Origin of the sequence: Spirillospora sp. NPDC047279 (genome assembly GCF_040643285.1) — a bacterium.
Lineage (GTDB): Bacteria > Actinomycetota > Actinomycetes > Streptosporangiales > Streptosporangiaceae > Spirillospora.
In genome coordinates, this window is sequence record NZ_JBEYUA010000020.1 from 1 (window position 1) to 16,844 (window position 16,844).

The 16,844-nt window shown below is 71.1% G+C and carries 11 protein-coding genes; 4 read left to right on the forward strand and 7 right to left on the reverse strand.

Features of this window, described 5'->3' with window-relative positions:
* Window positions 1–437: 437 nt before the first annotated feature.
* The 5 genes from ABZ810_RS38555 to ABZ810_RS38575 form a co-directional block, all read right to left on the reverse strand.
* Window positions 438–1,724 (reverse strand): DUF222 domain-containing protein, encoded by a 1,287-nt coding sequence (locus ABZ810_RS38555; RefSeq protein ID WP_358411856.1) that lies wholly within the window; start codon window positions 1,722–1,724, stop codon window positions 438–440.
* 1,824 nt (window positions 1,725–3,548) lie between these two features.
* Complete coding sequence (locus ABZ810_RS38560) at window positions 3,549–4,373, reverse strand: XdhC family protein (protein WP_358411858.1); 825 nt, start codon at window positions 4,371–4,373, stop codon at window positions 3,549–3,551.
* 12 nt (window positions 4,374–4,385) lie between these two features.
* The gene (locus ABZ810_RS38565; protein ID WP_358411860.1) at window positions 4,386–6,806 is read right to left on the reverse strand and encodes an aerobic carbon-monoxide dehydrogenase large subunit; all 2,421 of its coding nucleotides are present in this window, start codon (window positions 6,804–6,806) and stop codon (window positions 4,386–4,388) included.
* A complete protein-coding gene (locus tag ABZ810_RS38570) occupies window positions 6,803–7,330 on the reverse strand; it encodes a (2Fe-2S)-binding protein (protein ID WP_358411861.1) in 528 nt (175 codons plus the stop codon). Before ABZ810_RS38570 ends, ABZ810_RS38565 begins: the two co-directional genes overlap by 4 nt.
* Window positions 7,327–8,193, reverse strand: a complete 867-nt coding sequence (locus ABZ810_RS38575) for a xanthine dehydrogenase family protein subunit M (RefSeq protein ID WP_358411862.1) — start codon at window positions 8,191–8,193, stop codon at window positions 7,327–7,329. Before ABZ810_RS38575 ends, ABZ810_RS38570 begins: the two co-directional genes overlap by 4 nt.
* Before the next feature lie 106 nt (window positions 8,194–8,299).
* On the opposite strand from ABZ810_RS38575, the gene ABZ810_RS38580 reads away from it, so the two are divergent.
* The 4 genes from ABZ810_RS38580 (at window position 8,300) to ABZ810_RS38595 (ending at window position 14,779) form a co-directional block, all read left to right on the forward strand.
* Entirely contained in the window at window positions 8,300–9,199 is a 900-nt protein-coding gene (locus ABZ810_RS38580; protein WP_358411863.1) for a LysR family transcriptional regulator, read from the forward strand.
* Window positions 9,200–9,353: 154 nt separating this feature from the next.
* A complete protein-coding gene (locus ABZ810_RS38585; protein ID WP_358411864.1) occupies window positions 9,354–9,743 on the forward strand; it encodes an RNA-binding S4 domain-containing protein in 390 nt (129 codons plus the stop codon).
* A 442-nt stretch (window positions 9,744–10,185) separates the two neighbouring features.
* Window positions 10,186–14,562, forward strand: a complete 4,377-nt coding sequence (locus ABZ810_RS38590; RefSeq protein ID WP_358411865.1) for an AAA domain-containing protein — start codon at window positions 10,186–10,188, stop codon at window positions 14,560–14,562.
* Window positions 14,563–14,566: 4 nt separating this feature from the next.
* Window positions 14,567–14,779 (forward strand): VOC family protein, encoded by a 213-nt coding sequence (locus ABZ810_RS38595; RefSeq protein WP_358411866.1) that lies wholly within the window; start codon window positions 14,567–14,569, stop codon window positions 14,777–14,779.
* Window positions 14,780–14,891: 112 nt separating this feature from the next.
* Here ABZ810_RS38595 and ABZ810_RS38600 read toward each other — a convergent pair whose 3' ends face one another.
* Together ABZ810_RS38600 and ABZ810_RS38605 are read right to left on the reverse strand one after the other, a co-directional pair.
* The gene (locus tag ABZ810_RS38600) at window positions 14,892–15,383 is read right to left on the reverse strand and encodes a CAP family protein (RefSeq protein ID WP_358411867.1); all 492 of its coding nucleotides are present in this window, start codon (window positions 15,381–15,383) and stop codon (window positions 14,892–14,894) included.
* A gap of 320 nt (window positions 15,384–15,703) precedes the next feature.
* On the reverse strand, window positions 15,704–16,843 hold the full coding sequence (locus ABZ810_RS38605; RefSeq protein ID WP_358411868.1) for an acyl-CoA dehydrogenase family protein: 1,140 nt from the start codon (window positions 16,841–16,843) through the stop codon (window positions 15,704–15,706).
* Window position 16,844: the final 1 nt, after the last annotated feature.

Below are 16,844 nucleotides of genomic sequence, written 5' to 3' on the forward strand. Positions count from 1 at the left end.
GGACAATCTCGTCCTTGTGCTCCTGGGTGAAGTGCCGCCTTTGTCGCGCCAACGACCTTCCTTTCCGGTTCTCCCCAACCCTAGTTGGGGACCTGTCCGGAAGGTTCGGGGCACCTCAGGTTGTCGGTTTGTGGGCTGGGGCTGGTGTGGGGGGTCGGGCTTGGTGGCGGTGGGCGAAGGGTGCGGGGCTTGGGGTTGTGGGTGGGGTGGTAGCTGGGGGTTAGGCCGGGAGGCTGGCTGCTGTTCGCCGGGGTGCGTGTGAGTGGGTGTGGTGGGTTGTGTCTGTTGAATGTGGGGTGGTGGCTGTTGGCGTCAGCGTGGCCCCTTCCGGCGGGTGGTTGGGGTTGGGGGTTGGTTGTGGGCGTGCCTGTGGGCCCGGTGGACGGGTGTCCGCCGGGCCATGAGGCTGGCGCGGGGTTGTGGCTGCTTGTGGGCGATCAGGCTGCGAGATGGTGATCGCTCCACGGGTTATCGCCGCCGGGGTCGGGTGATCGTCCGGTGGGCCATCTGCCGCGTCTCGATCTTGCGGTCCCGTCGGGTGGCAGTGTCCGGTAGACGTAGCGTGCGTGCTGGTCTTTGGTGATCTGTATCTGGTCGGGGTGGGTGTGTTTCCACCGGTTGTGCCAGCCGCAGCACAATGCGAGTTTGTTGATGTCGGTGGGGCTGTTTCCCAGCGCCCATCCGTTGATGTGGTCGACTTCGCACAGGAAGCCCGGCACCTCACAGCCGCGTACGGCGCAGGTGTCGTATTGGGTTTCCAGGACGCGGCGTTGGCCCGAGCTGGCGATGCGGGTGGTGTGGCCCAGGTAGAGCGGCACGTTCCCCGGCCCCAGAAGCAGCGGTGAGACTCCGGCGGTGAGCGCCAGCCGCCGTACCTGCTCGGCAGGGATGGGGGTGCCGTCCCGCAGCCAGCCGGGCGCATCCTCGCCCATCAGCGTCTCCAGGTTGGCGATGACGGTGACGCGGGTGTCCTTGTGCCCGTGCGACAGCACGGTGGTCAGGGCCGCTGCCGTCCGTTCGCCCAGGTCGCGCCGGTCGTCGGTCCCGGCTGGTTTGGTCAGCGGGCCGAGGACGCCGTCCAGGATCGCGGTGTCTTCGGGATTGAGCCACCCGTTCACATACGACCCACCATCCAACGACCGGCTCAACGTCAACCAGGACCGCTCATAACCGCGTTTGACGTCCTCGGGGGCTTTCTCGGTGCCGTTCTGCTCGGCCACCAGATCGTGGATCTTGCGGCCGAGCCGGGCGACCTTGCCCGCCGAGAGTCCGTCGTTGGCGGCGTTCAACAGGATGTCTTCGGCGGCGGCGCAGTCTTCGTCGTTGAGCCGTTGGACGGCGTCGGCGACGGTGGCGGCGTAGCCGAGGGACAGGTCACCGGTGGCCAGGTCCTTGCTCACCCGCTCCAAGCGTGGGAGTTGCCGGGCCAGGGTGATGCGTTCCTTGGCGCGGCCTTCCCGCATCCCCAGACGGCACCGCAGCCACGCCTGCGTTGAGGGGAGGCCCCAGTGCTTCATTTCGCCGGTGCGGTCCACTACTGCGATCGTGCCCGCGAGCGCGAATTCGATTTGATCTGCGGCCCTCGCGAGGGTCTCGGTCAGCTCCATGCAAGCGGCGCCGGAGTCGGGTGCGGGCCGGTGTGCGAGTTGGGTGGCGATCGCGGCTACCGCTTCCACCAATTCTGCGGTGGAAGCGGTCTCTAGATCCGTCGCGATCGAATGCATGTCTTGATTATATCGATGGTGACGGATTGCGATTATCTGATTACGGACATTTCGATTGGCCGCAGGTGGCCAACAATTCCCTGGCAGGTGAGCGGGTGGGTGGTTCGTCCCACGGTGGGTGCGTGGCCCGGCACGGGTGAGTCGCAGTCTCAGTCGGTTGCTGCTGGTGGATGGCTGAGCGGAGCCGGACTGACCCACCACGCACACACCTCCCGCCCGTTCGAGCGTTACTGTCACGTTGGCTGAGGTCCCAGAAACCCAAGGGTGCGATTAAGGGGAGGCGGCGCTGCCGCCTGAGGTCGCGGCGAAACCCGCGCTTCGCGCGGCCCTAAAGTTCGAACGTCAACCACCAGCAGCACCCTCACAATGACAGGAAAACCCTGACCGGCCGCCTACTTTCTTGTCGATGCCGAGCTTGAACAGCAGACCGCACCCACCCCGCACTCGGGAGATAGGCGCTGGCCAAAGGGGTGACCGAGGCCGCCATCCCCGAAGGGGCTAGTGATCTAGCCGAAGAAACGTTGACCCGCAGTGAGTCATCAAGGCACAAACCGCCCGCCTACCTTCTTGTCGCCGCCGAGCTTGAGCAGAAGGCCCACTGACTCCGCACACGGGCGGACAACTGGGCCAGAGGGGTGACCGATCCCGTTAATCCCGAAGGGAAAATGCTCTAACCAAGAGATGTGGTGACCCGCAGCGAGGCACCAAGCCCCCAGGCCCCGCCCGCCTTCTTGTCGCTGCCGAGTTTGAGCATCAGACCGCGCCCCACCCGCACCCGGGCACTACGGAACAGCCAAAGGGGCGACCGATGCCGCAAAACGCAAGCGCCTACCAGGAGGTGAGGCGTGCTGGCCCGGCAGCAGGTACAGCGCCCCGGCCTGCCGGCGCCTGCTCTGCCTTCGCCGCCCTCTGCCCAGTGGGGTGAAGATGCGACTGACCGCGAATAGGCAGGGAGCCGCGAACGATAGCGGGACAGGAGACCTGGCAGCCTGCGGCGATGTGGGAGTGGAATGGAGGACAGTTCGGGAGAACGAGCGACGGAACAACGCCGGCACTCACCGAGGGGGCGGCACCTCGCTAGCGCGCATGGTCCCTCGTCGCGGGCGGCCAGGCCTTGGCCTTCCAGACAACAGAGCCGCTCGTCCAGGGCAGGGGCGGTCCACCGGTGCGCAGCGCTCATCCAGCGGCAAGGACGGCGGCCCGGTGGCTGAACGTTCAGCCAGTGCAGGCGCGGTCCGCCAGTGCAGAGGCGGCCGGCCGATGGCGCAGCGCTCCTCCAGGCATGGCCAGCCGAGGACGAAGCGGTCGGTCAGTGGCCGGGCGGTCTGCGGGTGACGGCACGGCGGTCAGTGGCAGGACGGTCCACGGGTGACGCAGCACTGGTTCAGTGGCAAGGACGGCTGGCCGATGACTGAGCGTTCAGCCGGTGCAAGCGCGGTCTGGGCATGGCGGTGCGCTCGGCCAGTGCAGGAGCGTTCGGCCGATGACGCAGCACTCGTCCAGAGCATGGCCAACCGAGGGCGAAGCGCTCGGTCAGTGGCAGGAGGGATTCTGCCGGTGGCGGAGCGGTCGGTCAGTGGCAGGGGCGGTCTGCCGGTGCACGGCGCTCATCCAGCGGCAAGGACGGCCGCGCGGTGGCTGAACGTTCAGCCTGTGCAGGCGCGGTCAGCCGGGGCGGAGCGGTCGGTCAGTGGCAGAGGCAGCGGCGGCCGGCCGAAGGCGGAGCGCCCAGTCAGCAGCAGAGGCGGGAATGCCCAGTCAACGGCAGAAACGGTCGGCCGAAGGCGGAACGCCTGGTCAACGGCAGAGGGGCGACGGGGGCGGTTAGTGGCAGGGGTGGTCGGTGGGGTGGACAGGGGCGAGCGTTTCGGGTGTGGACGATGGGTGGGGGGTGTTGGGGGGCTGGGCGGGGTGGGGGCGGAGGGAGAGGATCTCGGCGAGGATCGAGAGGGCGATCTCGGGGGCGGTGCGGGCGCCGATGTCGAGGCCGGCGGGTGTGTGGACGCGGTCGCCGTGGGGCAGGGCGGCGGTGACGGCGGTGCCGCGGGCGCGGCTGGCGATCAGGCCGATGTACGGGATGTCCGCGTCGAGGGCGGCGGTGAGGATGGCCTCCTCGTTGTGGCCGTGGGTGGCGACGACGAGGGCGGCGGCTTCGGGCAGGACGGGGGCCGTCAGGCCGGACGGGTGGAGGGCGTGGCCGGCGGCGGTGCCGACGGAGATCAGGGCGGTCGCGACCGGGCCGTCTCCGTAGACCTGGAGGAGGGCCGGCGGGATGACCGCCTCGAGGAAGACGTCGAGGGTGCCGCCGGACAGGCAGGGGTTGGTGACGGTGACCAGGCCGTCCTGCGGGTGGGCGGGTTCGCCGGGGGTGATGCGCAGGAGGGTCGACTCGCCGGATTCGAGCTGGCGGAGCGCCTGGGTGCGGACGGTCGACGCCGCGCAGGACCCGCCGACGAAGCCTTCGAGCGTGCCGTCGGGGAGGACGAGCGCGCGGTCGCCCGTCCTGGCGCTGGTGGGGCGTTCGGTACGGACCACCGTGGCCAGGACGAACGGGGTGCGGGCGCTGCGCAGGTCGTCGGCGCGGGTCAGCAGGTCGGTCATGGGGCACCGCCCGATGACCCGCCGCGCGGACGGCGCGGCCACGAACATGTCATGGGCACCTCAGGGGATCGCGAGGTCGGTGCGGAACGGGCGGCCCTGCATGACGCGCCACACGTTCGCGGGCGTGAGGGGCATGTCGGCGTGCCGGACGCCGTACGGGCTGAGCGCGTCGACGACGGCGTTGACGATCGCGGCGGGCGAGCCGACGGTGGCGGACTCGCCGACGCCCTTGGCGCCCAGCGGGTGGTGGGGCGAGGGCGTGACGGTCTCGCCGAGCTCCCAGGACGGGCATTCCATCGAGGTGGGCAGCAGGTAGTCCATGAACGAGGCGCCGAGGTGGTTGCCGTCCTCGTCGAACGCCATGACCTGCATGAGCGCCATCCCGACGCCGTCGGCGAGGCCGCCGTGCACCTGGCCTTCGACGATCATCGGGTTGATGCGCACGCCGCAGTCGTCGACGGCGATGAAGCGCCGCACGGTGACCTTGCCGGTGCCGGGGTCGACGTCCACGACGGCGATGTACGCGCCGAACGGGTAGGTGAGGTTGGGCGGGTTGTAGACGGTGGTGGCGTCGAGGTGGCCTTCGACGCCGTCCGGCAGTTCGACGCTGCCGTGGGAGGCCATCGCGATCTCCTGGATCGTGGCGCCGGTCTCGGCCTCGCCGCGCACGGAGAACCGTCCCGGCGTCCACTCCAGGTCGTCCGGGGAGACCTCGAGCATCGCGCCGGCGACGATGCGGGCGCGGTCGCGGACCTTGCGGGCGACGACGGCCGCCGCGGCGCCGGACACGGGCGTCGAGCGGGAGCCGTAGGTGCCGAGGCCGAACGGCGTCTGGTCGGTGTCGCCGTGCACGACGTCGACGTCGTCCACCGGGATGCCGAGCTCCTGGGCGACGATCTGGGCGAACGTCGTCTCGTGACCCTGTCCCTGGGTCTGGACGGAGATGCGCAGGACGGCCTTGCCGGTCGGGTGGACGCGGAGTTCGGCGCCGTCGGCCATGCCGAGGCCGAGGATGTCCATGTGCTTCCGTGGCCCGGCACCGACGGCCTCGGTGAAGAAGCTGATGCCGATGCCCATGAGCGGCGCGTCGCCCGCCGAGCCGTCGGCCTGCGCGGCGGCGGCGCGGCGGTCGGCCTGTTCGGCGCGGAGCTTGTCGTACCCGGCGATGTCCATCGCCTGGCGCAGGGCCCGCGGGTAGTCGCCCGAGTCGTACTCCCAGCCGGTCGCGGAGGAGTACGGGAACTGCTCGGGCCGCAGCAGGTTGCGCAGCCGGAGCTCGGCCGGGTCCAGGTCGAGCTCGGCGGCCAGCACGTCGATCATGCGCTCGACGAGGTAGGCGGCCTCGGTGATGCGGAACGAGCAGGCGTACGCGACGCCGCCGGGGGCCTTGTTGGTGTAGACGCCGGTGACCGCGCAGTGCGCCGCCTCGATGTCGTACGACCCGGTGAAGACGTGGAAGAAGCCCGCCGGGAACTTCGTCGGCTGCGCCGTCCCGTTGAACGCGCCGTGGTCGGCGAGGACCGTGACGCGCAGCCCGCGGATGCGGCCGTCGCGGGTCGCCGCGATCTCGCCGCGCATGTGGTAGTCGCGGGCGAACGAGGTGGTCATGAGGTTCTCGGAGCGGTCCTCCATCCACTTGACCGGGCGTCCGGTGACGATGGAGCCGACGATCGCGCAGACGTAGCCGGGGTAGATGCCGACCTTGTTGCCGAAGCCGCCGCCGATGTCGGGCGAGATCACCCGGATCTTGTGCTCGGGCAGCCCTGCGACCAGGGCGTACACCGTGCGGTGCGCGTGCGGTGCCTGCGTGGTGGACCACACCGTGAGCTTGCCGCTCACCTTGTCGAGGTCGGCGACGATCCCGCAGGTCTCCAGCGGCGCCGGGTGCACGCGCGGGTAGAGCACGTCCTGCGCGACGACGACGGACTCGGGATCGGACCCGGACTCGGTGAAGACGCGCTCGGTCCGGGCGGCGTCGCCCGCCTCCCAGTCGAAGATGTGGTTGTCGGTGCGTCCTTCGAGGTCGTCGCGGATGACGGCGGCGTCCTCGTCCAGCGCGCGCCGGGCGTCGATCACCGGCGGCAGCGCCTCGTAGTCGACGTCGATCAGCTCCAGGGCGTCGCGGGCCGCGTAGTGGCTGTCGGCGATGACGAACGCGACCTCCTGCCCCTGGAAGCGCACCTTGTCGGTCGCCAGCACGGCCTGCACGTCGCCGGACAGCGTCGGCATCCACGCCAGGCCGAGGCCGGCGAGGGTCTCGCCGGTGATGACGGCCCGCACCTGCGGATGCGCCTCGGCCGCCGAGGTGTCGATGGACGTGAGCCGCGCGTGCGCGTGCGGGCTGCGCAGTATGGCCCCGAACAACATCCCGGGGAGCCGGACGTCGTCGACGTAGTGGCCCTTGCCGCGGATGAACCGGGCGTCCTCCTTGCGCGGCACCCGCCCGAACCCGTGGTGCGGCCGTTCCTGTGTCTCGGTCATGGCGCCACGCTCTCCTCGCTGCTCGCCGGGTCACCGCTGCCCGCCGACGCTCCGCCGTTCGCCGGGCCGGGGTTCTCGGCCGCCCACCGCACGGACTTGACGATGTTCTCGTAGCCGGTGCACCGGCAGATCTGCCCCGACACCGCCTCGCGGATCTCGGCCTCTGACGGGTCGGGGTGGTGGTCGAGCAGCCACCGCGACGTCATCAGCATCCCGGGCGTGCAGAAGCCGCACTGCAGGCCGTGGCAGGTGGAGAAGCCCTCCTGAACGGGGTCGAGCACGCCGTCCCGTTCCAGGCCCTCGACGGTCCGCACGGCCTTCCCGTCCGCCATCACGGCCAGGACGGTGCAGGACTTCACCGGCACCTCGTCCAGCCACACCACGCAGGCGCCGCAGTTGGAGGTGTCGCAGCCCCAGTGCGTCCCGGTCAGCCCGATGTCGTCGCGCAGGAAGTGCACGAGCAGCAGCCGGGGTTCGACGTCGCGCGCGTACGCCTCGCCGTTCACCGTCACCGTGATCTTCATATCCGGCACCTCTCGTAGGCGCGGCGCAGCGCGCGCGTGGTCAGTTCGCCGGCCAGGTGCCGCTTGTAGTCGGCGGGCCCGCGCTGGTCGGATCCCGGGTCGCAGTGCTCGGCGGCCACCCGTCCCGCCTCCCGGAAGACCTCCTCGGACGGGACGGCGCCACGGACGACGTCCTCGGCCTCGGCGGCGACGAAGTGCTCGGCGCGCACCGCCGTCAGGCCGATGCCGACCTCGGCGACCCGGTCGCCGTCGAGCCACAACGCGGCGCCGGCCGCCGCCAGCGGCCAGTCGCCCACACGCCGCTCGACCTTCTCGTACGCGCTGCTCCCGCCGCCGCGGATCGGCACCCGCAGCTCGGTGAGCAGCTCCCCCTCCCCCACGACCGTCTCGTACGGCCCCGTGTGGAACTCCCTGATCGGCACCGTGCGCTCGCCGTCCCGGCTCCGGATCACCGCGCTCGCCCGCAGCGCCGCGAACGCCGCCGACAGGTCCTCGGACGGGTCGGCCTGGCACAACGAGCCCCCGACCGTGCCGCGGTTGCGGACCACCGGGTCGGCGATCACACGTTCGGCGTCGTGCAGGATCGGGAAGTGCTCGCCCGCCACGGCCGAGCCGAGCAGCTCCGCGTGCCGGACGAGCGTTCCCACGCGCAGGTGGTCGCCGTCGACCCTGATGAACGACAGCTCGTGGACGTCGTTGATGTCGATCAGCGCCTCGGGCTCGGCCAGCCGGAGCTTCATCATCGGCAGGAGGCTGTGCCCGCCCGCGACGACCCGGGCCTCGGGGCCGTACCGTTCCAGCAGCACGAGCGCCGCCTCGACGCTCGTCGCCTTCGCGTACTCGAAACTGGCGGGAACCTGCATGGCGCGCTCCCTGCTGCCTGAATCAGGTGAAGTGCCCGGATTCTGATCGCGTCCACCCCCGGTCACAACAGCTGATTAACGGAAGCCTTAATCCCACAATGGAGCCATGACGCTCACACAGCTGAGAGCGTTCGTCCTCGTGGCGCGCCTGGGGTCCGTCCAGGAGGCCGCCCATGCCCTCGCCGTCAGCGAGCCCGCCGTCTCCCAGGCCCTCGCCGCGTTGCGCCGCCACCTGGGCGACCCGCTGCTCGTCCGCGGCCAGGACGGCATGACGCTCACCGAGGCCGGGGCCCGGCTCCTCCCGATCGCCGCCCAGATCCTGACCCTGGAGGCGGAGGCCCAGAGCTCCATCCACGCCCCGCAGACCCTCCGCGTGATCGCCACCCCGGCGCTGGCGGAGTACGTGGCGACCCCGCTGCTGGACGCGTTCGTCGGCCGTTCCGCCGCCAAGCTCGACGCCAACGCCAGCACCGTCACCACCCGCGAGATCCCCGGGCTCCTGCACAACCGGCTGGCCGACATCGCCCTGGGCCCGTGCCTGAACGACGATCCGACGCTGCGCTCCACGCCGATCTTCAGAACGACCCTGGTCGCGCTGGGCGTCGGGCCGCACGCCCCGCACACGACCTGGCTCGTGGACCCCTCGGGGACCGACCCGCGCAGCGAGACCGCCGCCCTGCTGCGGCGCCTGAAGATCAGCGAGGAGCACATCCGGGTCCACCCGACGCAGACCTCCGCCTGCTCGGCCGCCGCCGAGGGCAACGGCGTCGCCATCGCCGTCTCCCACCTGCACCGCGGCGGCCTGGCCACCGCGATCACCACCCCCGCGACGCCCCTCCCGATCACCTGGCACGCCACCACGCTCGCCGACCACGGCCACCGCCTGGCCGGCGCGTTCCGCCGCTACCTGACCACGCCGGACGCCCTCCACATCATGCGCAACCCCACCTCGGGCGTCCCGCCCTCGCGCTTCCGCCCACCCGTCCACGTCACCATCTGGAGCTGACCTGATCTGGACCTGAGCTGGACCTGAGCTGGACCCGAGCTGGATTGGACCTGAGGCGATCCGAAGCCGAGCTGATCTGGAGCCGAGCTGGTTCTGGGGCGAGCTGGTTCTGAGGCGAGCTGGAGTTCAGGTGATCTGGAGTTAAGGTGAACGTGTGGATCAGGCGCGCGTGGACATCTGGCTCTGGTCGGCGCGGCTGACCAAGACCCGGTCGATCGCGTCGAACGCCTGCCGCGGCGGCCATGTCCGGATCAACGACGTGCGCGCCAAGCCCGCCCAGGCCGTCCGCGTCGGCGACGAGATCCGCCTCCGCCACAACGGCCGCGAACGCATCGTGATCGTGTCCAAGATCATCGTCAAGCGGGTGTCGGCGCCGCTGGCCGCCGAAGCCTACGAGGACAAGAGCCCGCCCCCTCCGCCGCGCGAGCTCACCACCGCCTGGGGCACCCGCGACCGCGGCGCCGGCCGCCCCACCAAGCGCGAACGCCGCGAGATCGAACGCCTCATGTCCCGAGGCGCCCCCACCCCGCTCAACGACGACTGACCGCGCCCCGGTAGACCGGCCCCGCCGGGACAGCACCTGCCCGACCAGGCCCGTCGTCTCAAGGCGGGCACCCGTCCACTCTGGGTCTCGTGCACCCCGGTCTCGTGCGCCCGGGGAGCCGCGTTCGCGTGATCGTTCGTGTGCGAATTGATTTCGCGTTTTGTGGCGAATAGCGGCGTTCCGTTGCACGCGCACGTAACCGCATAACTCGCAGCACAGTGGTCACATAGATCTATCCCCCAGGAAATGAACGGAACGCCCTCGCGGTGCGTCTTTTCTCCAAGGCCACCGGTTTCAGGACGCGGAGCGATCATCGCCAGCGGCCGGCACCAAGCGGCGAGCGGCGGGCGGCGTGAGCAGGGGCACGCCGGCAGGGGCAGGGGTGCCCGGAGCGGCTCCGGACTGACGTGGCACACGGCACGGGGCAGCACGGGGAGATCATTTGACTGCGGACATCCGCGAGCGGGTCGGCCGTTTGTACGACTATCTCGGGGCGCTGGCGCAAGAGGTGCACGCGAAGCCGATCCGCAGGCTGAGCGGGCACGATCTCGCCGCCGCCCCGGAGGACATTCCGGTCCATCCGGCCGTGTCGTCCGGCGCCGCCGCGGGCGGGGCGTGGCTGCGGGTCGCCAAGACCGCCAAACCCCTGCCTCCGGCGCTCCCCCGCGCCCTGGCGCCGTACGCCGACCGGATCACGCGGGACGACCCGTTCACCGAGCCGGCACTCCCCGAAGATCTGGGCCTGGCGGCCGGCGACGCCCTCGACCCGGACGACCCGGACGCGGCCCCGACCCTGATCACGACGTGGGACCGCGACCGGGCGACGCGCGAGGCGTTCGGCGCCTGGGTCGAGCGCGTCTGGGTCCCCTGGGCGGAGGGCGCGCGCCCGGCGGCCTCGGCCCGCGCCCTCTACGAGAGCCTCTTCCGGCTGCGCCAGCGGCTGCGCGCGGACGAGGCGACGCACGAGCTGGTGTGGGGCCACGGTGTCCTGGGCTGGCAGTACGCCGGTCAGCCGATCTGCCATCCGCTGCTGATCACGCCGGTGCGGGTCGAGTTCGACGAGGACTCCGGCGACCTCTCGATCGTGCCCGACGGCCTGCCCGCCCTGGAGCTGGACTGCCTGCAGGGCCTGGGCGTCCCGGACTTCAGCCGCCTGAACGAGATCGCCGAGGATCTCCGGGACGACCCGGTCGACGTCTGGTCCCCCGCCGAGACCCGCACCACCTACCAGCGCGTCCTCGCGCCGCTCGGGCTCGACGACCGGATCGACGACGGGCCGGACCTCCCCGAGACCGGCACGGCCCCTGTGATCACCACGACCTGGCGGCTGTTCGTGCGCAAACGCCGCGTCATGTTCCTGAAGTTCTTCGACCGGCTCAAGGTCTCGATCACCGACGGCGACCATCTGCCCGCGCCGATGGCGGCGCTCGCCGGCGACGAGGAGGCCGCCCGGCTGCTTCCCGGCGCGGGCCACGCCGACTGGGCGCCGGTCGCCGAGCAGCTCCTCATGCCGCTGCCGTCCAACGCCGAGCAGGAGCAGATCGCCCGCAAGCTCGCCCAGCACAGCGGCGTCACCGTGCAGGGCCCGCCCGGCACGGGCAAGAGCCACACGATCGCCAACCTGGTGTCGCACCTCGTCGCGCACGGCAAGCGCGTCCTGGTCACCGCGCACAAGGACCAGGCCCTCGCCGTCCTCCGCGACAAGATCCCGGTCGAGCTGCGCGATCTGTCCCTGGCCGTGCTGGGCTCGTCGTCGGCCGACATCACCGCGCTCCAGCGTTCGGTGAACGCCATCACGGCCGCGGCCGACCAGGTCGACGAGACGCGCGAGGCCCAGGCCGTCGCCGTCCTGCGCGAGCAGCTCGACGCCGTCGAGGCCGAGGCGCTCCTGCTCGGCAAGCGGCTCCGCGAGTCCCTCGAACACGAACGGGACGAGTTCGACTTCGGCCGCGTCCGGCGCCGGGCCCCCGAGACCGCCGAGTGGCTGGCCCAGCACGAGGCCGGCCTGGGCCTGGTCCCCGACTCCGTCCGGCCCGGCACGCCCTGTCCCCTGACCGAGCACGAGCTGTCCGAGCTGTTCACCCTCGCCCAGCGCATCGCCCCCGAGGACGCCGCCGCCGGGATGCTCAGCCTGCCGGACGTCCAGGGCCTGCCCGGCGGCGAAGACCTGGCGCGCCGCCGGCACGAGGTGCAGCGCCTGCGCGAGACGCTCAGCACCTACCAGGGCGCCGACTGGGCCGCGATCGACGCCATCGGCGGCCAGCGGCTCGCCGAGCTGAGCGAGACGACCGGCCAGGCCGCCGCCTTCCTCGCGGCCCTCGAAGCCCCGTGGCTGCTGCGCCTGCGCGACCAGGTCACCCAGTCCCAGCAGTGGGAGCACCTCTGGGCGGGCCACCGCGACCGTCTCCAGGCGGAGGTCGCCCGCTGCGCCTCGTTCCGCACGACCTGCGCCGGGGCCCGCGTCGAGCTGCCCGCCGGCATCGGCGACCGCGAGCTGCTCTCGCTCCTCGCCCAGCTCCACCACCGCTACCGCGAGGGCAAGAAGGTCGGCGGCCTCACCCAGCGCCATCTCGCCGGCCTCACCAGGTCGACCCGCGTCGACGGCGAGACCCCCACGACCGTCGAGGACGTCGAGAAGCTCATCGCGTTCGTCGAGCTCCGCCGCGCCCGCACGTCCCTCGCGCAACTGTGGATCGCCGAGGTCGCCGGCATGCTCGCCGCCCCCGTCCTCCCGCCCGACCTCCCCGCCGTGGAGACCTGGATCGACGCGCGCGTCCAGGAGATCTCGCAGGTCCTCGCCTGGGAGGGCACGCACTGGCCGGCCCTGCGTTCCCAGCTGGCCGTCGTCCTCCCGCCGGAGGCCCTCCCGCCCCGCCCCGGCCCGGCCGACCTGCACACGCTCGCCGCCACCGTCGGCGGCCTGCGGGCGCGCCTCCGCCTGCGCGAGCTCGAAACCCACCACCACCAGCTCACCCAGATCCTGAACGCCGAGCAGAGCCGCCCCAACGCCAGCGGGCTGTGGGCCGAGCTCTCCCGCGCCCTGGCCCACCAGGACTGGCGGGGCTGGGACAACACCCGCGTCATGGCCGCCCGCCTGCACGCCCTGCGCCCCCAGCTGGAACGCCTCTCGTCCCTGCACGCCCGGCTCTCCGCCGACGCGCCGCTGTGGGCCGAGCGCGTCCTGAAGTCCCGCGGCGACATCGACGCCTGCGGCCACCCCGGCAAGCTCGCCGACCTGTGGCAGTGGCGCCAGGCCGAGACCTGGCTGCGCGCCCTCACCGACACCGACGACCTCGCGGACGTCCAGCGCCGCCTCGACCAGGTCCACGAGGAACGCCGCCGCCTCACCCTCGAGCTGACCCACCGTTCCGCCTGGCTCGCGGTGAAGCGCAACCTCGGCCACGCCGAACGCCAGGCCCTGGTCGGCTGGCTGCAGACCCTCCGCAAGATCGGCCGCGGCACCGGCGTCAGCGCCGGCAAGTGGCGCGCCGAGGCCCAGCGCCTGATGCCCCAGGCCATGAGCGCCGTCCCCGTCTGGATCATGCCGTACTACCGGGTGGCCGAGTCCTTCGATCCCGCCGCCGCGCCCCCGTTCGACGTCGTCATCGTCGACGAGAGCAGCCAGTGCGACGTCTTCGCCCTGGGCCTCCTGGGCCTGGGCCACAAGGTCGTCGTGGTCGGCGACGACAAGCAGATCAGCCCGTCCGCGATCGGCGTCAACCGCGACCGCGTGGACGACCTGATCCGCACCTACCTGCGCGACTTCCCCAACCCGCTCCTGCTCGACCTCGAATCCAGCCTGTACGACGCGTCCGCCCGCCTCTTCCCCGGCGTCGTACGGCTGCGCGAGCACTTCCGCTGCCTGCCCCGCATCATCGAGTTCTCGTCGCAGCTCTACTACGGCGGCGAGATCCAGCCGCTGCGCGAGGAGTCCCCCGACCGCCTCCCCGGGGCCGCCGTCCAGGCCGTCCACGTCCCCGACGGCGTCCGCCGCGACACCCACCTGGGCGACATCAACGAGGCCGAGGCGCACGCCCTCGTCGACCGCGTCGTCCAGTCCTGCTCCGACCCCGCCTACGACGACCGCACCATGGGCGTCATCTCCCTCCTCAGCAGCACCCGCCAGGCCCAGTACATCGACGAGCTCCTCCTCGACAAGCTGGGCCCCGAGGAGTACGAACGCCGCGACCTGCGCTGCGGCGACGCCTACAGCTTCCAGGGCGACGAACGCGACGTCATGTACCTCAGCATCGTCGCCGACGACAACCGTGGCGCGTTCACCTCCAAGGTGTACGAGCAGCGCGTCAACGTCGCCGCCAGCCGCGCCCGCGACCAGCTCTGGGTCTTCCACAGCGTCCGGCCCGACATCCTCAACCCGGCCGACCAGCGCGCCGCCCTCATCCGCTACGCCCGCGACGGCCAGCGTTCCGCCGACCTCGCCACCGATCTGGAGTCCCGCTGCGACTCCGAGTTCGAACGCCGCGTCCTGCGCATGCTCCTGGCCCGCGACTACCTGGTGACCCCCCAATATCCCGTGGGCAGCCTCCGCATCGACCTCGTCGTCCGCGGCGCCAACGGCCGCAAGCTCGCCATCGAATGCGACGGCGAGAAGTACCACGGCCCCGACCAGTGGGAGGACGACCTCCGCCGCCAGTCCGTCCTCGAACGCCTCGGCTGGCGCTTCTGGCGAGTTCGGGGCAGCGCCTTCTTCCGAGACCCCGAAGCCGCCCTGACCCCCCTCTGGCCCCTCCTGGAAACCATGACCATCCACCCCGCGTCCTCGGCCGAGCCATCCCCGACCCCAGCGAACGACCAATAACGCCTTGACCGCAGGTCAGAGGGAGGGCTCGGGGTTCCGCGGCGTCTCCTTCCACCAGATCGTCCCGTCGGCCGACGCCGTGGAAGAGGCCATCGACAAGGCCGCGAAGGCCGGCGCGACCGTGGTGAAGGCGGCCGAGAAGGCCGAACGGGGCGGCTGCGACGGCTACTTCAGCGACCCCGACGGCTACCTCTGGAAGGTCGCCAGCGCTCAATAGACGGCGGCGCGGCCCATGGCGACCATGGGCCGCGCCCACCTACGCGATCTTGCGGAGGGTGGCCCTCCAGAAGTCGAAGCCGACACGGACGCCTGACATCCCCCGCCCGACGTCAGGTCCGCAGCACGTTGTCGGCGAAGGCGCCTTCCATGTTCCCCGGCGCCTCGAAGACGAAGACGATGTACGTCTCGTAGTACTTCGGTCCCTGACCCGAGACGCGCCCGATGCCGACCTTGGTGCTGCCTTTCCAGACCAGCTGGGTGAAGTGACCGGCGTCCGGGGTGAACTTCGGGTCGCTGAAGTCGTAGTCGCTGATCTCGCTGTACCAGGACTTCACCGCGTCCGCCCCCGGCAGCGGGGAGCCGGAGGAGCCGCCCCAGTAGATGTTCTCGCCCGTACCGTCACGCAGGTCGGCGTGGCCGGCGTTGAGCATTTCGGACTGGGAACGGGAGGCCGCCCGCTCCATCGCGTACTTGCTGAGGTCGGAGTCCATCACCAGCGGCGGCGCGTGGTGCCTGGCCCGGTCGGCGTTGGCCGCGGCGAGCGCCTCGTCCTGGAACTCCTTGGTCGTGCTGTCGGGCAGCGCGGGGCGGGTCGTGGTCATGAAGCACCTCTTCACGGCACTCGGGAGTGCCGGCCAGGGGCGCGATCTCCTCCAGCCGCGCCCTCTGCGCCCAACCTTCGCCCCAGCCCGCCGGGCCGCAAGCACAGGGAAGGTGACCACGTCCCGCACGCGGGGCTGAAATGGATTCGGGCAGCGGCAAAGGGAGTGAGGACGGAACCGGTTCTCGTCTCCTGTGGAACAGGTGTGACCGAGGACTGTTCCCTGGCCGCAACGAGCGGATGTGACCGTCCGCGGGCCGGAGTCGGCCAAGCGCGGAGAGTCAGGGCCAAAACCATGTCCCAAGGTCACAGGTGACCTGGTCAGGTGCGGGGGATGGTCAGGGATCGGGCTATGAGGGTCTTCTGGATTTCTGAGGTGCCTTCGTAGATGCGGAGCGAGCGGATCTGGCGGTAGAGGCGTTCGGTGGGGGTGTCCGCTACCAGGCCGGCGGCGCCGTGGAGTTGGAGGGCGGCGTCGATGATCTCTTGGGCGGCCTCGGTGGCGTGGAGTTTGGCGATGCTGGAGTGCTTGGCGAAGCGGCGGTTGCCCTGGTCCAGCTCCCAGGCGGCACGGGCCACCAGGAGGGCGGACGCGTTGAGTTTGACCTCCATGTCGGCGAGCGTCGCGCGGACGGTGGGGAGGTTGATGAGGCGGTCGTCGTAGATGGGACGGGCGGCGGTGTGGATGAGGGCGGTGTGCATGGCCCGGCGGGCGAAGCCCACGGCGGCGGCGCCTACGGTCATGCGGAAACGTTCCAGGACTTCCATGGCGACGACGAAGCCGTGGCCTGGGCGGCCGAGCACGCTGTCGGGGGGCAGGGAGCAGTCTTCGAAGGTCAGGTGGGCCAGGGCTCGGGGGGCGATGGTGGTGACGCGTTCGCGGATGTGCAGGCCGGGAGTCCCGGCGGGGACCAGGAAGGCGGTGAGGCCTAGGGCGCCGGGGCCTTCTCCGGTGCGGGCGATGACGATGTAGAGGTCGGCCATGCCGCCGTTCGCGACCCAGGCCTTGTCGCCGTTCAGGACGTAGCCGGTGGTGGTGCGGTCGGCGCGGAGTTGGACGGCGGCGGCGTCTGAGCCTGCCTTCTCCTCGGAGAGGGCGAACGCGGCGACCTGCTCGCCGGAGGCGAGGGCGGGGAGGTGACGGTCGCGTTGGGCGGGTGAGGCGTGGCGGAGGACGGGGGTCGTGGCCAGGGCCTGGATGGAGAAGGCGTAGTCGGCCAGGTCGTCGGCGTACGCGAGGGCCTCGCGGATCAGGCAGATGGAGCGGAAGTCGGGTGGGTGGAGGTTGGTGAACCAGCCGTCCCTGCCCAGGGCCCGGATGATGTTCAGCTCGGTCTTCTCCGGGGTGGACGTGTCCGTCCAGAGGGATGAGTTGTCTTCGCACCAGGTGGTGATCTGGGCGGCGAGCGCCCGGTGGTGGTCCTCGTAGAACGGGAGGGCGACGATGGCCTCGTCCAGCACT